Origin of the sequence: Rhizobium sp. WSM4643, assembly GCF_025152745.1 — a bacterium.
Classification (GTDB): domain Bacteria; phylum Pseudomonadota; class Alphaproteobacteria; order Rhizobiales; family Rhizobiaceae; genus Rhizobium; species Rhizobium leguminosarum_I.
The window spans coordinates 3,609,206-3,627,697 of sequence record NZ_CP104040.1 but is presented as its reverse complement, the minus strand read 5'-3'; the positions used below and the strand labels follow the sequence as shown (position 1 = coordinate 3,627,697).

The window sequence follows — 18,492 nt, the reverse complement described above, 5'->3', positions numbered from 1 at the left end:
GCAATGGACATTCCGGCCAAAAAATTGCACTAATCGAACATTAGTGCGGGAGCAGCCCTATGAGCAGACATGTCCCTACCTACGAACTCTATGGTGAAAATACCGGGCGAAAGCCCGATTTTTGGTTGCATTGCGAGACAATTCGCTCTCGCAGCAGTTTGCATCACTGGGAGATTCGCCCGCACCGTCACGAGAGTTTCTTTCAGATATTGTACATCGAAGGCGGGTCGGGCGATGCGATCTTCGGCGAAAACAGCCATGCCATCCGTCCGCCGGCCATCATCACCGTGCCGCCCGGGCTCAACCATGGCTTTCGTTTTTCACGCGATATCGACGGCTTGGTGATCACCCTGTTGAGATCCCATCTCAGCCATCCGCCCGGCGACCGAAGCCACCTCGGCGAATGGTTGGCGACACCGCATCTGACGCCGCTCGATCCCGATCATGCCGAGACGGCCTATGTCATGCAGACGTTGAAGCGGCTGAGCGACGAATTCGAGAACCGCCGCAGCGGCCGCAACGAGGCATTGGCCGCCTATGTCGCCTTGGCGCTACGGCTGACGGCGAGGATTTCCCATGAGGGGAATACGCAGGAGCTTCCGCCAAACGAGAACGAGCGGCGGATGGAAATGCTGAGCGAGCTCATTCAGCAGCATTTTCGGTCACACAAGCCCGCGTCCTTCTACGCCAGGGAGCTTGGGCTTTCCCCGACGCATCTCACCCGTATCGTCCGGTCGATGACCGGCAATACTCCTCATGAATTGATCGCCGGCAAACTCGTTGAGGAGGCGAAACGCCAGCTGGTTTTTACGCTGGGCAGCGTTCAGGAGATCGGATTTCGGCTCGGCTTTGCCGACCCCGCCTATTTCTCGCGCTTCTTCGTTAAATACACCGGAGAAACGCCGCGGGTCTGGCGCATGAAGGAGAAGGTTCGGCTTGAAGGTGTATAGGCCACCCGCAAGGGTTGCGGCGCGCAACTGCCCTACCAGGCTTTGACGCCCTCTTCCGTGTTGCGGGCGCGTTCGCCGCCGCGGCTCTCGTATGCGTCTCGTTCCTCAGCTGACTTGACGGCATCGTCTGAGCCATCGCGCTGGGCTTCGGGCGTCATGTAGAAGGCGAGCACCTCTTCCAGCCGGGCGGCGGTAAGCGTGGCAGCGAAACTTTTCATGTCGTTTCCTCGGTCGACGGCCTTGAAGCTTGCCCTAGATGCATAGCTTACGATGCGGCCTTCAAGGAACAGTGCGCCGATGGTTTTCACCAACTTTAGACGTTGCTTGACGATTGCTCCCGCCGGATGATCTCTGCCGACCAGTTCCATGCGATTCCCTCTGGTTTTCGCCTCACGCCGCCGGCCAGGTCCAGTCTCGCACCTCCGGCATGTCCTCGCCATATTCACGGACATAGTCGTGATGCTCCGCAAGCTTGGCGCGGAAGGCTGCGAGCGCTTCGCCTGCCTTTTCCTTCAGGCCCGGTACACGCTCGATCGCTTCGATGGCGAGGTGGAAGCGGTCGAGTTCGTTGAGGACGGTCATGTCGAAGGGGGGCGTCGTCGTGCCTTCCTCGATGAAGCCGCGGACGTGGATGTTGCGGTGGTTGGTGCGTTTATAGGTCAGGCGGTGAATGAGATAGGGATAGCCGTGATAGGCGAAAATGACAGGCTTGTCTGATGTGAAGATCGCGTCGAAGGCCTCATCGGTCAGGCCGTGCGGATGCTGATCCCTGGATTGCAGTGCCAGGAGATCGACGACGTTGACGGTGCGGATCTTCAGTTCCGGAATGGTCTTACGCAGAAGATCGACGGCGGCGAGCGCCTCCATGGTCGGCACGTCGCCGGCGCAGGCCATGACGAGATCGGGCAGAATGGTATCGTCCTCGTTGCTCGCCCAGTGCCAGACGCCGATGCCGGCTTCGCAATGTTTCACCGCCTCGTCCATCGACAGCCATTGCGGCTCCGGCTGCTTGCCCGCGACGATGACGTTGATGCGGTCAAAGGTGCGCAGGCAATGGTCGCCGACCCAGAGCAGGGTATTGGCATCCGGCGGCAGGTAGATGCGGACGATATCGGCCTTCTTGTTGGCGACGAGGTCGACGAAGCCGGGATCCTGATGGCTGAAGCCGTTGTGGTCCTGACGCCAGACATGCGAGGTCAGCAGATAGTTCAGCGACGAAATCGGCTTTCTCCACTCGAGTTCCCGCGTCACCTTCAGCCATTTGGCGTGCTGGTTGAACATGGAATCGATGATGTGGATGAAGGCCTCGTAGCAGGAGAATAGACCGTGCCGGCCAGTCAATAGATAGCCTTCCAGCCAGCCCTGGCAAAGATGTTCGCTCAACACCTCCATGACGCGACCTTCCCGAGAGAGGTGGACATCGTAGGGCTCGATACCCTCCATCCAGACACGGTCGGTGACTTCGAAGACGCTGCCGAGGCGGTTCGATTCGGTCTCGTCGGGGCCGAAGATACGGAAATTGGCAGCCTTGGCGTTGCGCTTCATCGTGTCGCGGAGGTAATGGCCGAGGATTTCCGTCGACTGCACCATGGCGCTGCCGTGCTTGCCGATATCGACCGCGTAGTCGCGTATACTTGGAACATCGAGTTCCTTGCGCAGCAAACCGCCATTGGCGTTCGGATTGGCGCCCATGCGGCGCTCGCCGACAGGGGCGAGCGCCCGCAGCTCGGGTTTCAGCCGGCCGTCGCTGCCGAACAGGTCCTGCGGATCATAGCTGCGCATCCAGTCCTCGAGGATCTTGCGATGCCCTTCGTTCTCGCGGCAGTTGGAGACCGGCACCTGGTGGGAGCGCCAGAAGCCTTCGACCTTCTTGCCGTCGACTTCCTTCGGTCCTGTCCAGCCCTTCGGGCTGCGCAGCACGATCATCGGCCAGCGCGGGCTGATATCGGGCGCTTTGCCATTGCGGGCCTGCTCCTGGATTTCGCGAATGCGGTCGAAGACCCTGTCGAAGGTCGCGGCCATCTGCCGGTGCATATCGCGCGGCTCGTGACCCTCAACGAAGAAGGGCTCATAGCCGTAGCCTTCGAAGAGGCTCCGCAAATCCTCGTGACTGGCGCGGCCAAGAATGGTCGGATTGGCGATCTTGTAGCCGTTCAGATGCAGGATCGGCAGCACGACGCCATCGCGGGCAGGGTTCAGAAATTTGTTGGAGTGCCAGCTTGCGGCGAGCGGCCCGGTTTCGGCCTCGCCGTCGCCGACGACGCAGGCAACGATCAGATCGGGATTGTCGAAGGCGGCGCCATAGGCATGGACGAGGGCGTAACCGAGTTCGCCGCCCTCGTGGATCGAGCCCGGTGTTTCGGGTGCCGCGTGGCTCGGAATGCCGCCGGGGAAGGAGAATTGCCGGAAGAGCTTGCGCATGCCCTCTGCATCCTCGGAAATATCGGGATAGATCTCGCTGTAGATGCCTTCGAGATAGGTGTTGGCGACCATGCCCGGCCCGCCATGGCCGGGGCCGCAGATGTAGATGATGTCGAGGTCGCGAGCGCGGATGAGGCGGTTCAGATGCGCATAGATGAAGTTGAGGCCGGGTGTCGTGCCCCAGTGGCCGAGCAGCCGGGGCTTGATGTGCTCCGGTTTCAGCGGCTCGCGCAGCAGCGGATTGGCCAGCAGATAGATCTGGCCGATGGAGAGATAGTTGGCGGCGCGCCAATAGCGGTCGATGAGGGTAAGTTCGGCATCGGTCAGGGCAGCGGTCGAGACATGCTTATCCATGGGTTTCTCCCGTTCGAAAACGTCTTCAACGTCAATTCTACCGGCGGATGCCGGCAAGCTGTTGATCTGGATCAGTCACTGCCAAGAACGGACAGTGCCTCCTCGGCGATGATCTGCTCCTCATCGGTGGCGATGACGTGGGCGGCGATGCGGCTTTCCCGCGTGCTGATGGTGAAATCATTGGCAGTATTGGCCTTTTCGTCGGTTGCAAGGCCAAGCCAGGACAGCCGCTTGGCTACGCCTGCGCGGATCTCCGGTTGATGTTCGCCGATGCCGGCGGTGAAAACGATAGCGTCAAGGCCATTCAGCGTCGCCGCCATGCGGCCGATTTCACCGGCAATGCGCAGCGTGAAGAGGTCGATCGCCTGGTGTGCCTCCGGCCGTCCGTCCTTCAACAGGTCGCGCGTATCGGCGCTGATGCCGGAGACGCCGAGCAGGCCGGCGTGGTGATAGAGCAGATCCTCGATCTCCTCGAAGGACTGTTTCCTCTCACCGGCCAGATGCAGGATGACGCCGGGATCGAGCCAGCCCGGACGCGTCGCCATCGGGATGCCGTCGAGCGTGGAAAAGCCCATGCTGCAATCGCGGCTGACGCCGTCATCCAGCGCACAGAGGCTGGCGCCGCTGCCGAGATGGGCGACGACCACTTTTGCCGCGGGCGGCGCCTTGCGGCGAAACTCTCCGGCGATGAATTTATAGGACAGGCCGTGGAAGCCGTAGCGCTTGATGCCCTCGTCATGCAGCGTGCGAGGAATAGCGAAGCGGCGAACGAGATCGTCCTGCGTGGCGTGGAAGGCCGTATCGAAGGAGGCCGTCTGGGCAAGATGCGGTTTCAGATGCCGGAGCGCACGGATGAAACGTAGCGCCTGCGGCTGGTGCAGGGGCGCAAGCGAGGTCAGCGCGTCGACCGCATCGATCGCGGCGTCATCAAGGGCGACGGCGCTGGTGAAGCGGTCGCCGCCATGGACGACGCGGTGGCCGGCTGCGCGCACGGCGGTGATATCGAAATGCCCGGCGAGAAGGGAAAAGGTCTCGTCGATGACGCCATGCAGGTCTTCCGTCGTCTCCGCCTTCAGCGGCATCTCGAATGTCTGTGGCCCCGCTGTCAGGCTGAGAGACAGCGGCTCGGCGCGAAAATCGATCACACCCTTGCCGATGCGCCGCGCCGCATCGCCATCGATCGCGAAGATGCCGACCTTCACCGTCGAGGAACCGGCGTTGAAAGTGAGGAGCAGGTCGGTCGATGCCATGTCTCAAAGACTCCGCACGGTTGTGGTCACGACCAAACTTAGCGTCGAGGCTTCCGGCGGAAAGAAGTTATTCGCCCGCTGCTCGTTTTTTGTCGAAGCGCTCACGACCGTCTTGGGCGGCCGCGATCGACATACGGCATGTTTCACGAATGCGCCCGGACGAGCATGTGACGGGTAATATCGCGCAGTGTCAGTGTCTTACGGGCGGATCAGCCAGGGCGTCATGAGAGCTTCACGCGGCGGAATTATTAACAAAAGGCAAATTTGCAAACGGAATAAGGAACTATGCCATGGCCGATATTGCCCCCAGCCAGGTTCATAGCGACGCTTCCCACCCGCTCCACAGTTCGAATTCGGCCGGCAAGTGGTTCTTGCCGCTGTTCGCACTCGTTCTGGTTTGCGGCCTTGGATATGTCGCCTATGCACTCGCCCGCGACCTGACGACCGCAGTTGCCGTTCCCTGGATTCTCCTCGGCCTTGCGCTGCTCATCGCGCTCGGCTTCGAGTTCGTCAACGGTTTCCATGATACGGCCAATGCGGTCGCCACCGTGATCTACACCCGTTCCATGCCGGCGGAATTTGCCGTCATCTGGTCCGGCTTCTTCAACTTCCTCGGCGTGCTGACTTCGAGCGGTGCCGTCGCCTTCGGCATCCTGGCGCTGCTGCCGGTGGAATTGATCCTGCAGATCGGTTCCGGCTCCGGCCTTGCCATGGTCTTCGCGCTGCTGATCGCCGCGATCGTCTGGAACCTTGGCACCTGGTATCTCGGCCTGCCGTCATCGAGTTCGCACACGCTTGTGGGATCGATCATCGGCGTCGGCCTTGCCAACCAGGTCCTGGCGCCGGCAGGCACGGCCACCAGCGGCGTCGACTGGTCGCAGGCGACCAATATCGGCCTGTCGCTTTTGATCTCGCCGCTGATCGGCTTTGGCCTTTCCGCTGTTCTCCTGCTGGTCATGAAGGTTCTGGTGCGCAACAAGGCGCTTTATGCCGAACCGAAGGGCAGCCAGCCGCCGCCGCTCTGGATCCGCGCGATCCTGATCTTTACCTGCACCGGCGTCAGCTTCGCTCACGGCTCCAACGACGGCCAGAAGGGCATGGGCCTCATCATGCTCATCCTGATCGGCCTGGTGCCGACGGCTTTCGCGCTGAACCGCACGCCCGATGTCAACTATCTCGAAGCCTACAAGTCGGCATCGACTCAAGTGGAAACCGCGCTCGGCAAATATGTGAAGCCTGGCGTGACCGCCACGGACTACAAGGCCGAGGTCGGCAACGCCGTCAAGAACAAGACCTGGACGGATGCGACGACGCCGGCCCTGCAGCAATATATCCACCAGACCAGTGCCGAGGTCGCCGGTTTCGCGACGCTCGAAGCGGTGCCGACCAATCTCGTCGGCAACGTCCGCAACGACATCTATCTGATCGGCGAGGCGCTGAAGCTGATCGACAAACAGAAGCTGCTGCCGATGGACGCCGGCGACCTCAGCGCGGTCACGAACTACCACAAGGCAGTCGACAACGCGACCAAGTTCATCCCGCTCTGGGTGAAAGTGGCGGTCGCAATCGCGCTCGGCCTCGGCACCATGGTGGGCTGGAAGCGCATCGTCGTCACCGTCGGCGAAAAGATCGGCAAGACGCATCTGACCTATGGTCAGGGTGCGGCAGCCGAAGTCGTGGCGATGGTCACCATCGCTTCGGCCGACCATCTCGGCCTGCCGGTCTCGACCACCCATGTGCTGTCGTCCGGCGTTGCCGGCACCATGGCGGCGAACGGTTCCGGCCTGCAATGGTCGACGGTGCGCAACATGCTGATGGCCTGGGTGCTGACGCTGCCGGCCTCGATCGCGATCGCCTTCGTGCTCTTCGTGATCATGCGCCAGGTTTTTTAGAGAAAGCTCCTGGCAAAGCGCGAAGCGGTTGCCGGGAATTGCGTCAGAACAAAAGGTTAGAGCATACCGTCAGGCCATGGAGGCCAGGCTGGCATTGCGATCGCCGATGAAGATGCCCGCCGCGGCGGCGGGCATCGCCTTGCCGAAAAGGTAACCTTGGCCGATATCGCAGCCGAGCTGCAGCAGGAAGGCGAGCTGGCCGTGCTCCTCGATGCCTTCGGCCGTCGTCTTGATGTTGAGGCTCCTGCCGAGACCGAGCATGGCGCGAACGATCTTTTCCTGGCGCTCGTCGTCGCGATAGGTGGCGATGAAACTTTTGTCGATCTTGATCTTGTCGAAACGATAGCGGGCGAGCTGGGCGAGGCTCGAATAGCCCGTGCCGAAATCGTCGAGGGCGATCTGGATGCCGGCCGCATGAAGCTCGTCAAGAATGAGGGCGGCGACGGCGGGATCCTGGATCAGCGCGTTTTCGGTGATCTCCACTTCCAGGCGCTGCGGCGGCAGCCGGCTTGCCGAAAGCACCTTGAGAATGCGCGACGTCAGCAATCTGTCTTCCATCTGCACCGGCGAGACGTTGAAGGACAACGTCACATGCTCCGGCCATGTGAGGGCGTCGCTGCAGGCCTGGGCGAGAAGATCCTCGAACAACGCCGTGATCATGCCGGTTTCCTCGGCGATATCGATAAAGACCGGCGGAGGAATATTGACACCGTCGTCGCTGATCCAGCGCGCCAGCGCCTCGAAGCCGCAGAGCTGACCGGTCTTCAGGTCGATCAGCGGCTGATAGAAGGGCTTGATCGCCTTGTTGGAAATTGCGGCACGCAGCCTGGTTTCCAGAGCGGCACGTTCCGTTACCTTGTCCTGCATCGAAGGTTCGAAAACCAAACAGTGGTTGGGTCCACGCGATTTCGCCTCGTACATGGCGAGGTCGGCACGGTGGGCGGCATCTTCCAGCGGCTCGGCTCCCTCGGCCCAGCGGTCGTAGCCGACGCTGGCGCCGACTTCGACGGCAAAGCCATCGATATGGATGGGCCGGGTGACGGCCTGGATCAGCAGCTTGGCAAAACGCTCCTCACGCTGTGCCGTCAGGGCGAAGGCGACGATGATGAATTCGTCGCCGCCGAAGCGATAGACGCAGTCGGCATTGCCGAGCGCGCAGATGCGTCTGGCAACCTCGATCAACAGGATGTCGCCGCCCTTATGGCCGACAAGATCGTTGACCTTCTTGAAGCCGTCGAGGTCGACGGAGAAGATGGTGACGTTGCGGTCCCACTCCTCGATCTCGGCCTCGTCGTCCTTGATCGGCCGTGAGAGGATCTTGCGCTCGAAGGCGTAGCGGTTGGGCAGCTTGGTGAGATGGTCGTGGGTCGCGGTCCAATCGGCTTTTGCCTGGGCGGCCGCGCGCAGTTCCATTTCCTTACGCAGGTCGGCGATGCGCAGCACCGAATAGATGAAGCTCATGGCGCCGGCGATGCCGAGCGCCAGAACGAGCTTGTCGGCGCCATACTCGCCGAATCCGATCAGGAAGGCGACCAGGCTGTCGTCGAGCTGTAGCAGCGTGCCGAGAAGCCAGAGGGTCACTCCAGACACCACGATCGACACGCATTGCCGTCCGGCCCTGCTTTGGAAAAACACCGGCATCATGCCTTCTCCATCTCCACCTTCGCGGAAATATCACGAAAGTCTGAAATGTTTGTTGAAACCAGAAGGCGAATTATCAGAGGCAGCAGCCTGTTGCGTGCCGCAGAGAGACCCGACAGGCTTGTGGGGAATCAGGGCGTCGTTATCAGCGCGATGCCCTTGATTGTTCGGAAGACTGGCTCATGCGGGAGAACGAAGGCGAGCGTGCTAATGCATCGCTCGCCCTTTCCAGTGCTTCAGGCGGTGACGATCAGCAGCGGAACGCTGACAATGAGACCGACCAGAACCGTGACTGTGGCGACACGCATGAAACGCAGGCGTCGTGTGCGCTCGCCACTCCAATCATATGTCATTCTTCCATCTCCTTGGGACAAGGAAGTAGTTCCCGCAAAGCCGGGTTCAACAGAGATGACGCGATTTGCTTGTGCAAAGCTGGATAAGATCAGCAGTCTCTAATGCTGGAAGCGCAGAGACCAACGCTGTCCGTTGCTGGTCATGCGGATAACGGAAAGCGGCTCGACGTCGCTCAGCCAGAAGGAGGAGAGTGGCGCCTGAAGCACATGCACGATCGCTGCCCGGATGACGGCCGCATGGCTGATTGCAATGATGTGGCCGTCGAGAACAGTCTGTCCATCCATCCAGCCGGCGATGCGCTTGCGCAGATCAACAAGGCTCTCGCCGCCATGCGGAGCCGCTTCCGGATCGCTCATCCACCCCATGAGGTTTTCCGGCTCTTCGGTCCCGATCGCCGCGATTGACCTGCCGGCCCAGCGGCCATGGTCACAGTCGCAAAGCGCCTGATCTATCCGGGCTTGGAGGCGGAGCGCGTCAGCAGTCTGACGGGCGCGCAAGGCGGGGCTCGTGACAATGCGATCGGCGCGGGGCGGGGGGGTCATCCTGCCGGCCTCCTCTACTGCCTTGTCCTCGAGCGGTTCGTCGAGCGGGAACAGGGCCTTGCGGCTTGCTGCCGTCGCGCCGTGGCAGATCCAGGTGAGGCGCGTGTTCACAGTCGTTCTTGTCTCCCGAATGCTGCGACAGCGTCCTTCGCCGGCTTGTGAAGTTTCGTTGACAGTCTCTTCGGCGTGCAGATATAACCGTGCTGTTGCGGGTTTGGAAGCCGGTGTAAGTCCGGCGCGGTCGCGCCACTGTGACCAGCGTGAGCTCTTCGCGCTGGAAGTCAGACCCTACTGCACAAGCACTCTTTCGACTGAACGCGTCATTCCCGGAGGAATACATGTCTGACACCACTTTCGCGCCCGTTGCTGTACCGGCGCCGATCCCTGTAGGCGAGATCCTGCCCTGGGCGATCTTCGGCGGCCTGCTGATGCTCATCGTCCTCTATTTCGTCGGCACCGAGGAAGGCGCGATGGCGCTGTTCAACGGCATGTATGTGCACGAATTCGTGCATGACGGCCGCCATCTCCTCGGCTTTCCCTGCCATTAACGCGCTTCGCGATCGGAGTTCCTAACATGGTTGGAAATCTTCTGCTTCGCGGCATGCTCGCGGGCCTGATGGCTGGCATCCTCGTTTTCGCTTTCGCCCATACTTTCGGCGAGCCGCTGGTCGATGCGGCGATCGCCTTCGAGGAGGCAAGCGCCCAGGCGGCCGGCGAGGCTGCCGAACCCGAAATCGTAAGCCGCGCCACACAGGCCGGTCTTGGCCTTTTCACCGGCGTCATGGCCTACAGCGTCGCCGTCGGCGGGCTCTTTGCGCTCGCCTTCGCTTTCGTGCAAGGCCGCTTCAGCAGCCTTTCGCCACGCGGCACCTCGGCCGTCATCGCCATCGCCGCGTTCGTGGCGGTTGTCCTCGTTCCCGGTATCAAGTATCCGGCCAACCCGCCGGCGGTCGGCAATCCCGACACGATCGGTGCCAGGACCGAGCTTTTCTTCCTGATGATCGTCGTCTCGCTTGCGGCGCTGGTTGCCGCAGTGGCGCTGTCGCGCCGCCTTTCCGAGCGTTTCGGTCTCTGGAACGGCGCGATCATCGCCGGCATCGCCTATCTCGTCTTCATCGGCCTCGTGCTCTATCTGCTGCCGCCGATCAACGAGGTGCCGGAGAACTTCTCGGCGATGATGCTCTGGCGGTTCCGCACGACCTCACTCGGCATGCATGTGATCCTCTGGGCAACCTTGGGCCTTGCCTTCGGAGCATTGGCGGAAAAGCGGCTTGCGGTTAAGGGCGGGCTGCGGCCAGCGTTTCGGTGATCCGGCGTATCGAGGTGGCGACTTGCTACCCCTTCTCCCCAGCGGGGAGAAGGTGGCCCGAAGGGTCGGATGAGGGGGCCGCACGGCGCGCCCTATATGTTGCCCTTCGCTTGTGCTCAGTGCATTCGCAGCTTTGCTGCTCACCCCCTCATCTGCCTGCCGGCATCTTCTCCCCTTGGGGAGAAGGGATATGTGGCGGCGCCGTATTCCTCTCTCGTCCGTCAGGAGTCCGAGGACAGGAAGGCAAGTTGGCGGGATGGCACGCTATCTCTATCGACGGCTTGCATTTCTTGGTCTCAGCGCGACCTTGCTTCTATTCATTGCCGGAAGCGCTTTTGCCCATAGTCGCAGCGATGGCGGCAGCCATGCAGGCCTGGATATCCCGGAAATTTCCCATGGCGAGATGGCAGTCATGTCTGACTATCGCAGTGGGATTATCGACCTTGCATCCCGTGCAGTCGATACGAACGAGCCGTTTCGCCGCATGCTGAACTATGCCGAGATCCAGTATTCCTACTGTCTGTGGGGCCGGATGCCGGGCAGCGTGACGGCTGAGGAAAGCCCGTTCAACGAATGCGCCCATGCCTATCTGGCCGCGACCAAGGCCGTCTTGCTTTCGATGCGCGAGATGCCGCGGGAGAGGGCTGCTGCAGGCGAAATCATTTCCGCTGTCGATGCTGACATGGTGCGGCGCGGTCTCGCGCTCATCACCTGCCGGTTCAGCGGCGAGGCCTTCAACACAGCCGATATCGTCAAGCCGCGCTGGAGCGGGATCCCATTCCATGCCGCCAGCATGGCGTCTCTGACGGGGCTTGCCTCTTTGTTCGGCCTGGGTGTGTTTGCGCTTCGCCGCTTCTCGCAACCGAAGGCTCAGTCGTCGGAATAGCGCTGCTCGCGCCACGGATCGCCATACATGTGGTAGCCGTTCTTTTCCCAGAAGCCTGCCTGGTCGGCTGATATCAGCTCGATGCGGCGCAGCCATTTGGCGCTTTTCCAGAAATAGAGATGTGGCACGACGATCCGCATCGGGCCGCCATGCTCCGGCGTCAGCGGCAGGGCTTCCCAGGCGGTGGCGAGGATCGCATCCTCGGCGGCGAAATCGGCGAGCGGCAGGTTGGTGGTATAGCCGTCATAACTCGTCAGCATGACGTAAGCTGCTTCCGGCTTCGGCATGGCGAGGTCGAGCAGATCGCGCGTCGAAACGCCGTTCCATTTGTTGTCGTAGCGCGACCAGGTGGTGACGCAGTGGATATCGCTGACCCTGGTGCTCTGTTCGATCGCCTGGAAGTCGGTCCAGGTGAGGGTGAGCGTCGTTTCGACGAGGCCGCGCACCTCGAGCCGCCAGGTACCAGTGGAGACAACAGGCTGCTGGCCGAGATCGAGCACCGGCCAGTTCTTGACAAGGTGCTGGCCGGGCGGCAGGCGCTCGGCTTCCGGGCGGCTGATGCGGCCGGTCAGGAACTTTCCCTCGGCCGCCCAGCGGCGCTTGGATGTGGTGAGCTTGCTGTCGGCGGGCGTCTGGTCGTCGCTCATGGGCGGGGTCTCCTTGCAGTGCAGCAATAGGACATCCGCCCTTGGCGGTGTCAAGTTTGGGCAGCCCCTTGGAAATCCTTGCCGGCCTCACTAAACTCGGTGCCGTCGGGCATGCCTCGCTGGGGAGTGGAGGCAGGAAGGGAGGAGCCGGTTCTGTCTTCGAGATATCGTGCGATAGCGGTGTTGCTGGTGGTGCCGCTGATCATCTTCGCTTTCTTCACCTATGGAAGCGCGATTGCCACGCGCGCCTATATGGAAGAAGCCTCGGCGCAGGCGGGAACGGCGCTGCGCCTTGCCGTTTCGGCACTCAGCGGCCATCTCAACCGCTACGAGGCGCTACCGGCGCTGATCGCAGATCACGACGATATCAAGGAACTGGTGAGCGCGCCTGAAGATGCGGCGCTGCGCGATGCGGCCAATCTCTATCTCAAGGCGATTAATGGGCTGCTTAAATCCTCCGACATCTATGTGGTCAAGCCGGATGGAGAGACGATCGCGGCCAGCAATTACGATAGGCCTGCAAGCTTCATCGGACAGAATTTCAGCTACAGACCCTATTTCCAGGATGCGATCGAAGGCCGGCAGGCGCGGTTCTACGCGCTCGGCACAACCTCGCTGAAGCGCGGCTATTATTTTGCCGCACCGATCCGGACAGGCGCGGATATTCGCGGTGTCATCGTCTTCAAGGTCGATATCGACACGATCGAATCCTCCTGGGGCGGCGGCGAATACAAGATCTTCGTCTCCGATCCCGAGGGCATCATCTTCATGTCCGGCAGCCCGGAATGGCTTTACGGCGCCATCCTGCCGCTGACGGCCGATCGCATCGCCCGCACCGAGGCGTCGCGGCGCTATGCCAATGCCAGGCTGACGGCGCTGCCAGTGACGCGACATCGTTTCGAGCAGCATGAGCTGATGACGTTGGCCGACGAGCGCGGCTCGAGCGAATATCTGGTGCTCTCGCATTACATGCCGGCCGAGGACTGGACGGTGAACGTGCTGATGGAAACGAGTTCCATCCGCACCCAGGCGCGCACGGCGCTTGCGGCCGTCTTTCTCATCCTGTGCATCGCCGGGCTTACGGTGGCGGTTCTGCGCCAGCGGCGGACGCGGCTCGCCGAGCGCATGCAGATGCAGGCCGAGGCGCGCAACGAGCTGGAACGACGTGTCGAGGAGCGCACGGCCGATCTTGCCCGCGTCAACAGCCGTATCGAAGAGGAGATCGCCGAGCGGCGGCTGACCGAGCAGCAGCTGCGCCAAACGCAGGCCGACCTGATCCAGGCCGGAAAACTCGCCGGTCTCGGACAGATGTCGGCTGCTCTTTCGCACGAGTTCAACCAGCCGCTCGCCGCGGCCAAGACCTATACGGACAGTACCTCGGTGCTCATCGATCGCGGACGGACGGAGGAGGCGCGCGACAATATCCGGCGTATCGGCGGGCTGATCGACCGGATGGCATCGATCAGCCGGCACCTGCGCAACTTCGCCCGCAAGCCGAACGAGAAGCTCGGTCCCGTTTCCCTCGACGAGGCGATGCGCGACACGCTCGAGATCATCGCCTGGCGGCTGAAGGCGGCAGATGCCGAGCTCTTGCTCGATCTCGGGCCACGTCCGCCGGTGGTGCGCGCCGGTTCCGTGCGTCTGCAGCAGGTGCTGGTGAACGTGATCTCGAATGCGGCCGATGCGGTGGAAGGGCTTAATGACCGGCGCATCGAGGTTTCGGCCTTCGAGGAGGCCGGCAAGGTGGTGCTGACGGTGCGGGACCATGGGCCGGGCGTGCCAGCCGCAATCGCCGAGCGCATCTTCGACCCGTTCTTCACGACGAAGGGCGTCGGTAAGGGCCTCGGTCTCGGGCTTTCGATCTCCTATAACATCATCAAGGATTTCGGCGGCAGTCTCACTGCTGCCAATCATCCCGAAGGGGGCGCGGTGTTCCGCATCGAGCTGCGATCGGCGGCAGGGCTGATGCCGGAGGCGGCGGAATGAACGATGCGAAGATCCTGTTGGTCGACGACGAGGAGGAACTGCGACGCTCGACGGCGCAGGCGCTGGAGCTCTCCGGCTTCAGCGTCGAGACCTTTTCGAACGGCGATCATGTGCTGGAGCTGATCGGCTACAGCTTCCCCGGCGTCGTCGTCAGCGATATCCGCATGCCCGGCATCGACGGCATGACGCTGATGCAGAAGATCCGCGAGATCGACCCGGAGGTACCTGTCATTCTCGTCACCGGCCACGGCGACGTGCAGCTTGCGGTGAGGGCGATGCGCGAAGGCGCTTATGATTTCATCGAGAAGCCGTTCACGCCGGAAATGCTTGCCGGCGTCATCCGCCGAGCGATGGAACGGCGTGGCCTCGTGCTCGAAAACCGGCTGCTGAAGGCGGTCGCCGGCAAGCGCGACGATCTCGAGGCGCGGCTGCCGGGGCGCACGCAGGTGATGGTGGACCTGCGCTACCGCATCCGGGCGATCGGGGCGAGCGATGCCGATACGCTTATCGTCGGGGAAACGGGGGCCGGCAAGGAGGTGGTGGCGCGGGCACTCCACGACATCAGCGCCCGGGCGAGCCGACCGTTCATCGCGATCAATTGCGCCGCACTTCCGGCAAACCTGATCGAGAGCGAACTCTTCGGCCATGAGGTGGGGGCCTTTCCGGGCGCGGTAAGGCCGCGCTACGGAAAATTCGAACATGGGCGCGGCGGCACGATTCTGCTCGACGAGATCGGCTCCATGCCCTTCGACCTGCAGGCGAAGTTCCTGCGGGTGCTGCAGGAGCGGGTGATCTCCAGGCTCGGATCGAACGAGGTGGTGGCGCTCGACGTGCGCTTCATCGCGACAAGCAAGGTCGATCTGGAGGCGGAGGTGGCGGCGGGGCGCTTCCGCGCCGACCTCTTCTATCGACTGAACGTCGCGACACTGCATGTGCCGTCGCTGTCGCAGCGGCGGGCGGATGTTCCGTTGCTTTTTCTGCAGCTGATGCGGGAGGCGGCGGCCCGCTACGGCCGCGACGAGATGGCCGTGCCGCCGGACGTGATTTCCGACATCGCTCAGCGCGACTGGCCCGGCAATGTGCGTGAATTGAGGAATGCCGCAGACCGTCTGGTCCTCGGTCTCGACAATGGCGGGCGCCAAGCCGAGGAGGCGACCGGGCTTGCTGAACGTGTCGCCGAATTCGAACGAGGGGTCATTGCCAGCGCGCTGGTGGCTCATGGCGGCAGCCTCAGGCCGGTCTATGAATCGCTCGGCATTTCCCGGAAGACACTCTACGAAAAGATGCAGAAATACGGTCTCGACAAGCGGATGCTGACCGCCGAAAGTTAGCGCCCCTTTTAAAGGCGCATGCATTCCAACCACATTTTACGGCTTGACATGCAACCATTTGGTTGCCTATAAGGAGGAAAGATAGGCAACCAAATGGTTCCATATAAAGACATGGATGATGATGGGGTTTTCCGGGCTCTGGCGGATGCGAGCCGGCGGCAGTTGCTAGATCGGCTGTATGCGAGGAACGGCCAGACTCTGGCTGAGCTCTGCGAGGGGCTTGCGATGACGCGCCAGGCCGTGGCCAAACATATTGGGATCCTGGAGGAGGCGAGCCTCGTTTCGTCCAAGCGCCAGGGCCGGGAGAAACTGCACTTCATCAATCCCGTGCCGATCAACGAGATCGCGCAACGCTGGATCAACAAATTCGAACGGCAGCAGCTGAATGCGCTCGCCGATCTGAAGCAGACCCTCGAAGGCAAGGGCGGCCACTAGATCCGCGGCCTGGCCATCGAGAGTATCCGGAGCATGATGCCGAAAAGTGTAAGCGGTTTTCGGACGACATCATGCTCCAGCTATTTAATTGAGAACAGGAATCAGATTTTTGGCCGGGTCGGCCTAAAATCATCCTGTTCTGGTCCTGGCCGAAAGGGAGTATCATCATGGCTGGCAGTACATACAACTATGTCACCTTTATCCGCACGACACCGGAGCAGCTCTGGGCGGCGCTGACGACGGCCGAGTTCATGAAGAAATTCTGGCTTGGCGCCCATTTCGAGACCGAGTGGCGAGCGGGCGCTGCCTGGAAGCTTCTGTTCGAGGACGGATCAGTCGCCGATACCGGCGAGATCCTGGAATGCGATCCGCCGAAACGGCTCGTGCTGAAATGGCGGAACGAGTTCATGCCGGAGCTGAAGGCCGAGGGCTATTCGCAATGCGTGATGGAGATCGAGGCGGTCAACGATGCGGCCACCAAGCTGACGGTGACCCATTCCATCGCGGTCGAGAATTCCAAGCTTATCAACGCCGTTTCCGGCGGCTGGCCACGCATTCTCTCCAACCTCAAATCGCTGATCGAGACCGGCGAAGTGGTGCTGCCTCCCAAAAAATAAGGCAGACTTCATAGTGCGATGGGTGGATTTCCACCCATCGCATCGGCCGTTTGTTTCCAAATCGACCCATGCTGCATCGCACTGTTGCAAAATCGTCTTTCGAAAGCAGCTGCAATGATTGCGGGTCGATTTTTCCCGGCGGCAAATAGGTCATCCCCGGCGCGGAGGATGTGTCGGCGGGCTCGCTTATTTCATCAGGGAGGAAACGATGAAAATTCTGAAGGCCATGCTCGGTCTGACCGCGGCCGCCGCGGTCTCTCTTCTCGTCGGCGCCGCTTCGGCGCAGACCTATCCCGAGCGCACCATCACCATGGTCGTGCCCTTTGCGGCCGGTGGCCCCACCGATACCGTCGCGCGCCTGGTCGCCGAATCCATGTCGAAGGATCTCGGCCAGCAGATCGTCGTCGAAAATGTCGGCGGCGCCGGCGGCACGCTCGGCGCTGGCCGGGTGGCGAGTGCCGATCCCGACGGTTACACCATCCTGCTGCACCATATTGGCATGGCGACCAGCGCCACACTCTACCGCAAGCTCGCCTACGACACGCTCGGCGCCTTCGACTATGTCGGCCTCGTCACCGAGGTGCCGATGACGATCGTTGCGCGCAAGGACATGAAGCCGGCCGACCTCAAGGGACTGATCGATTATATCAAGGCCAACAAGGACAAGGTGACGGTCGCCAATGCCGGCATCGGCGCGGCTTCGCATCTCTGCGGCATGATGTTCATGAGCGCCATCCAGACGCCGCTGACGACCGTTCCCTACAAGGGCACCGGCCCTGCCATGACCGATCTGCTCGGCGGTCAGGTTGATGTGATGTGCGATCAGACGACCAACACGACCAAGCAGATTCAGGGCGGCACGATCAAGGCCTATGCCGTGACCTCGCCCAAGCGGCTCGACGTGATGAAGGACATTCCGACGGCCGTCGAAGCCGGGCTGCCGGGTTTTGAAGTCGGCATTTGGCACGGCATCTATACGCCGAAGGGCACGCCGGCTGCGATCAACGAACGTCTGTCGAAGTCGCTGCAGGTCGCGCTGAAGGATCCGAATGTCGGCGCCCGCTTCGCCGAGCTCGGCACGGCGCCATCTTCCGACGCCGATGCGACGCCGGCTGCGCTGAAGGCCAAGCTCGAAAGCGAGATCGCCCGCTGGAAGCCGATCATCGAGGCCGCCGGCGAGTATGCCGACTGAGAGTATACCCGCATCCTGGGCGTGCTGGCCAAGCCCCTCACCCTAACCCTCTCCCCGCGTGCGGGGAGAGGGGACCTGCCTAACACAACGGTGGGATAGGGCGAGAGGTCTGCGGCGTATCCCCTTCTCCCCGCGTGCGGGGAGAAGGTGCCGGCAGGCGGATGAGGGGCTACTTTCTTTGTGACCGCGTCACATCAATCATCTCCAACCCCAGGAGACACCATGAAGTCCATCAGTTTCGATACCACCAATGCGATCTGCGGCGCGCTTTTCGTCGCGACCGGTGCTTTCTTCGCCATCCAGTCGCTGGGGCTCGACCTCGGCACGGCAGTGCGCATGGGGCCTGGTTATTTTCCGTTGGTGCTTGCCGGTGTGCTCGTGCTTCTCGGCGCGATCATCTTCATTCAGGCACTCCGCGTCGAGGGCGAGCCAATCGACCCGTTTGCCTGGCGCGGCATGCTCTTCATCCTGCCGGCACCGGTGTTCTTCGGGCTGACGGTGCGCGGTCTCGGATTTGCACCGTCACTGTTCCTCACCGCCTTCATCGCCTGCTTCGCATCGCAAAAGATGAACGTGTTCTTCGCGATCATCCTCTCGCTGCTGCTGACGATCTTTTCGGTGGCGGTCTTCAGCTACGGGCTCGGCCTGCCGTTCGAGCGCTTCGGCCCCTGGGTCCGGTTCTAGG

17 protein-coding genes and 1 riboswitch are annotated in these 18,492 nt (G+C 61.9%); of the genes, 11 read left to right on the top strand and 6 right to left on the bottom strand.

Going from position 1 to position 18,492, the window contains the following annotated elements:
* Nucleotides 1–59: 59 nt before the first annotated feature.
* Nucleotides 60–950, top strand: a complete 891-nt coding sequence (locus N1937_RS18060; RefSeq protein WP_260056667.1) for a helix-turn-helix domain-containing protein — start codon at nucleotides 60–62, stop codon at nucleotides 948–950.
* A gap of 32 nt (nucleotides 951–982) precedes the next feature.
* On the opposite strand, the gene N1937_RS31430 is transcribed toward N1937_RS18060, so the two are convergent.
* From N1937_RS31430 to N1937_RS18045, 3 genes are all read right to left on the bottom strand, one after another.
* Nucleotides 983–1,318: a hypothetical protein gene (locus N1937_RS31430; protein WP_311202817.1), complete on the bottom strand. Its 336-nt coding sequence runs from the start codon at nucleotides 1,316–1,318 to the stop codon at nucleotides 983–985.
* A gap of 22 nt (nucleotides 1,319–1,340) precedes the next feature.
* Nucleotides 1,341–3,725 (bottom strand): phosphoketolase family protein, encoded by a 2,385-nt coding sequence (locus N1937_RS18050; protein ID WP_260056665.1) that lies wholly within the window; start codon nucleotides 3,723–3,725, stop codon nucleotides 1,341–1,343.
* Nucleotides 3,726–3,796: 71 nt separating this feature from the next.
* Nucleotides 3,797–4,975, bottom strand: coding sequence for an acetate/propionate family kinase (locus N1937_RS18045; RefSeq protein ID WP_260056664.1), 1,179 nt, complete (start codon nucleotides 4,973–4,975; stop codon nucleotides 3,797–3,799).
* A 290-nt stretch (nucleotides 4,976–5,265) separates the two neighbouring features.
* On the opposite strand from N1937_RS18045, the gene N1937_RS18040 reads away from it, so the two are divergent.
* Complete coding sequence (locus N1937_RS18040; RefSeq protein WP_260056663.1) at nucleotides 5,266–6,867, top strand: inorganic phosphate transporter; 1,602 nt, start codon at nucleotides 5,266–5,268, stop codon at nucleotides 6,865–6,867.
* Nucleotides 6,868–6,936: 69 nt separating this feature from the next.
* Here the strand turns inward: N1937_RS18040 and N1937_RS18035 are convergent, their stop codons facing one another.
* Together N1937_RS18035 and N1937_RS18030 are read right to left on the bottom strand one after the other, a co-directional pair.
* Entirely contained in the window at nucleotides 6,937–8,508 is a 1,572-nt protein-coding gene (locus tag N1937_RS18035; protein ID WP_260056662.1) for a putative bifunctional diguanylate cyclase/phosphodiesterase, read from the bottom strand.
* Nucleotides 8,509–8,960: 452 nt separating this feature from the next.
* The gene (locus tag N1937_RS18030; protein WP_260056661.1) at nucleotides 8,961–9,515 is read right to left on the bottom strand and encodes a histidine phosphatase family protein; all 555 of its coding nucleotides are present in this window, start codon (nucleotides 9,513–9,515) and stop codon (nucleotides 8,961–8,963) included.
* A gap of 76 nt (nucleotides 9,516–9,591) precedes the next feature.
* A riboswitch (adenosylcobalamin (AdoCbl) riboswitch) is annotated at nucleotides 9,592–9,729 on the top strand.
* A 13-nt stretch (nucleotides 9,730–9,742) separates the two neighbouring features.
* Here N1937_RS18030 and N1937_RS18025 point away from each other — a divergent pair.
* From N1937_RS18025 to N1937_RS18015, 3 genes are all read left to right on the top strand, one after another.
* Nucleotides 9,743–9,952 (top strand): CbtB domain-containing protein, encoded by a 210-nt coding sequence (locus tag N1937_RS18025; RefSeq protein ID WP_003542661.1) that lies wholly within the window; start codon nucleotides 9,743–9,745, stop codon nucleotides 9,950–9,952.
* A gap of 26 nt (nucleotides 9,953–9,978) precedes the next feature.
* Entirely contained in the window at nucleotides 9,979–10,713 is a 735-nt protein-coding gene (locus N1937_RS18020) for a CbtA family protein (protein WP_260056660.1), read from the top strand.
* A 256-nt stretch (nucleotides 10,714–10,969) separates the two neighbouring features.
* Nucleotides 10,970–11,599, top strand: a complete 630-nt coding sequence (locus tag N1937_RS18015) for a hypothetical protein (protein ID WP_260056659.1) — start codon at nucleotides 10,970–10,972, stop codon at nucleotides 11,597–11,599.
* Here N1937_RS18015 and N1937_RS18010 read toward each other — a convergent pair.
* Nucleotides 11,584–12,246, bottom strand: coding sequence for a sulfite oxidase-like oxidoreductase (locus N1937_RS18010; RefSeq protein ID WP_260056658.1), 663 nt, complete (start codon nucleotides 12,244–12,246; stop codon nucleotides 11,584–11,586). The two genes, N1937_RS18015 and N1937_RS18010, sit on opposite strands and share 16 nt — an antisense overlap.
* 111 nt (nucleotides 12,247–12,357) lie before the next feature.
* Between N1937_RS18010 and N1937_RS18005 the strand changes: the two genes are divergently transcribed.
* The 6 genes from N1937_RS18005 to N1937_RS17980 all read left to right on the top strand — a co-directional run bounded on the left by N1937_RS18005 (nucleotide 12,358) and on the right by N1937_RS17980 (nucleotide 18,491).
* On the top strand, nucleotides 12,358–14,232 hold the full coding sequence (locus N1937_RS18005) for a sensor histidine kinase (protein ID WP_260056657.1): 1,875 nt from the start codon (nucleotides 12,358–12,360) through the stop codon (nucleotides 14,230–14,232).
* A complete protein-coding gene (locus N1937_RS18000; RefSeq protein ID WP_260056656.1) occupies nucleotides 14,229–15,563 on the top strand; it encodes a sigma-54-dependent transcriptional regulator in 1,335 nt (444 codons plus the stop codon). The genes N1937_RS18005 and N1937_RS18000 overlap by 4 nt, the downstream gene beginning before the upstream one ends.
* A gap of 111 nt (nucleotides 15,564–15,674) precedes the next feature.
* Nucleotides 15,675–15,998 (top strand): ArsR/SmtB family transcription factor, encoded by a 324-nt coding sequence (locus N1937_RS17995; protein ID WP_260058975.1) that lies wholly within the window; start codon nucleotides 15,675–15,677, stop codon nucleotides 15,996–15,998.
* A gap of 167 nt (nucleotides 15,999–16,165) precedes the next feature.
* On the top strand, nucleotides 16,166–16,615 hold the full coding sequence (locus N1937_RS17990; protein WP_260056655.1) for an SRPBCC family protein: 450 nt from the start codon (nucleotides 16,166–16,168) through the stop codon (nucleotides 16,613–16,615).
* 208 nt (nucleotides 16,616–16,823) lie between these two features.
* Nucleotides 16,824–17,807 carry a tripartite tricarboxylate transporter substrate-binding protein gene (locus N1937_RS17985; RefSeq protein WP_260056654.1) on the top strand — a complete coding sequence of 328 codons (984 nt, stop codon included), beginning with the start codon at nucleotides 16,824–16,826 and terminating at the stop codon, nucleotides 17,805–17,807.
* A 222-nt stretch (nucleotides 17,808–18,029) separates the two neighbouring features.
* The gene (locus N1937_RS17980) at nucleotides 18,030–18,491 is read left to right on the top strand and encodes a tripartite tricarboxylate transporter TctB family protein (RefSeq protein WP_017968058.1); all 462 of its coding nucleotides are present in this window, start codon (nucleotides 18,030–18,032) and stop codon (nucleotides 18,489–18,491) included.
* Nucleotide 18,492 lies beyond the last annotated feature (1 nt).

Excerpts from the sequence above, each read along its gene's own strand:
- N1937_RS18060 (WP_260056667.1), top strand. The coding sequence starts at position 60 with ATGAGCAGACATGTCCCTACCTACGAACTCTATGGTGAAAATACCGGG.
- N1937_RS31430 (WP_311202817.1), bottom strand. The coding sequence starts at position 1,318 with ATGGAACTGGTCGGCAGAGATCATCCGGCGGGAGCAATCGTCAAGCAA.
- N1937_RS18050 (WP_260056665.1), bottom strand. The coding sequence starts at position 3,725 with ATGGATAAGCATGTCTCGACCGCTGCCCTGACCGATGCCGAACTTACC.
- N1937_RS18045 (WP_260056664.1), bottom strand. The coding sequence starts at position 4,975 with ATGGCATCGACCGACCTGCTCCTCACTTTCAACGCCGGTTCCTCGACG.
- N1937_RS18040 (WP_260056663.1), top strand. The coding sequence starts at position 5,266 with ATGGCCGATATTGCCCCCAGCCAGGTTCATAGCGACGCTTCCCACCCG.
- N1937_RS18035 (WP_260056662.1), bottom strand. The coding sequence starts at position 8,508 with ATGCCGGTGTTTTTCCAAAGCAGGGCCGGACGGCAATGCGTGTCGATC.
- N1937_RS18025 (WP_003542661.1), top strand. The coding sequence starts at position 9,743 with ATGTCTGACACCACTTTCGCGCCCGTTGCTGTACCGGCGCCGATCCCT.
- N1937_RS18020 (WP_260056660.1), top strand. The coding sequence starts at position 9,979 with ATGGTTGGAAATCTTCTGCTTCGCGGCATGCTCGCGGGCCTGATGGCT.
- N1937_RS18015 (WP_260056659.1), top strand. The coding sequence starts at position 10,970 with ATGGCACGCTATCTCTATCGACGGCTTGCATTTCTTGGTCTCAGCGCG.
- N1937_RS18010 (WP_260056658.1), bottom strand. The coding sequence starts at position 12,246 with ATGAGCGACGACCAGACGCCCGCCGACAGCAAGCTCACCACATCCAAG.
- N1937_RS18005 (WP_260056657.1), top strand. The coding sequence starts at position 12,358 with ATGCCTCGCTGGGGAGTGGAGGCAGGAAGGGAGGAGCCGGTTCTGTCT.
- N1937_RS18000 (WP_260056656.1), top strand. The coding sequence starts at position 14,229 with ATGAACGATGCGAAGATCCTGTTGGTCGACGACGAGGAGGAACTGCGA.
- N1937_RS17995 (WP_260058975.1), top strand. The coding sequence starts at position 15,675 with ATGGATGATGATGGGGTTTTCCGGGCTCTGGCGGATGCGAGCCGGCGG.
- N1937_RS17990 (WP_260056655.1), top strand. The coding sequence starts at position 16,166 with ATGGCTGGCAGTACATACAACTATGTCACCTTTATCCGCACGACACCG.
- N1937_RS17985 (WP_260056654.1), top strand. The coding sequence starts at position 16,824 with ATGAAAATTCTGAAGGCCATGCTCGGTCTGACCGCGGCCGCCGCGGTC.
- N1937_RS17980 (WP_017968058.1), top strand. The coding sequence starts at position 18,030 with ATGAAGTCCATCAGTTTCGATACCACCAATGCGATCTGCGGCGCGCTT.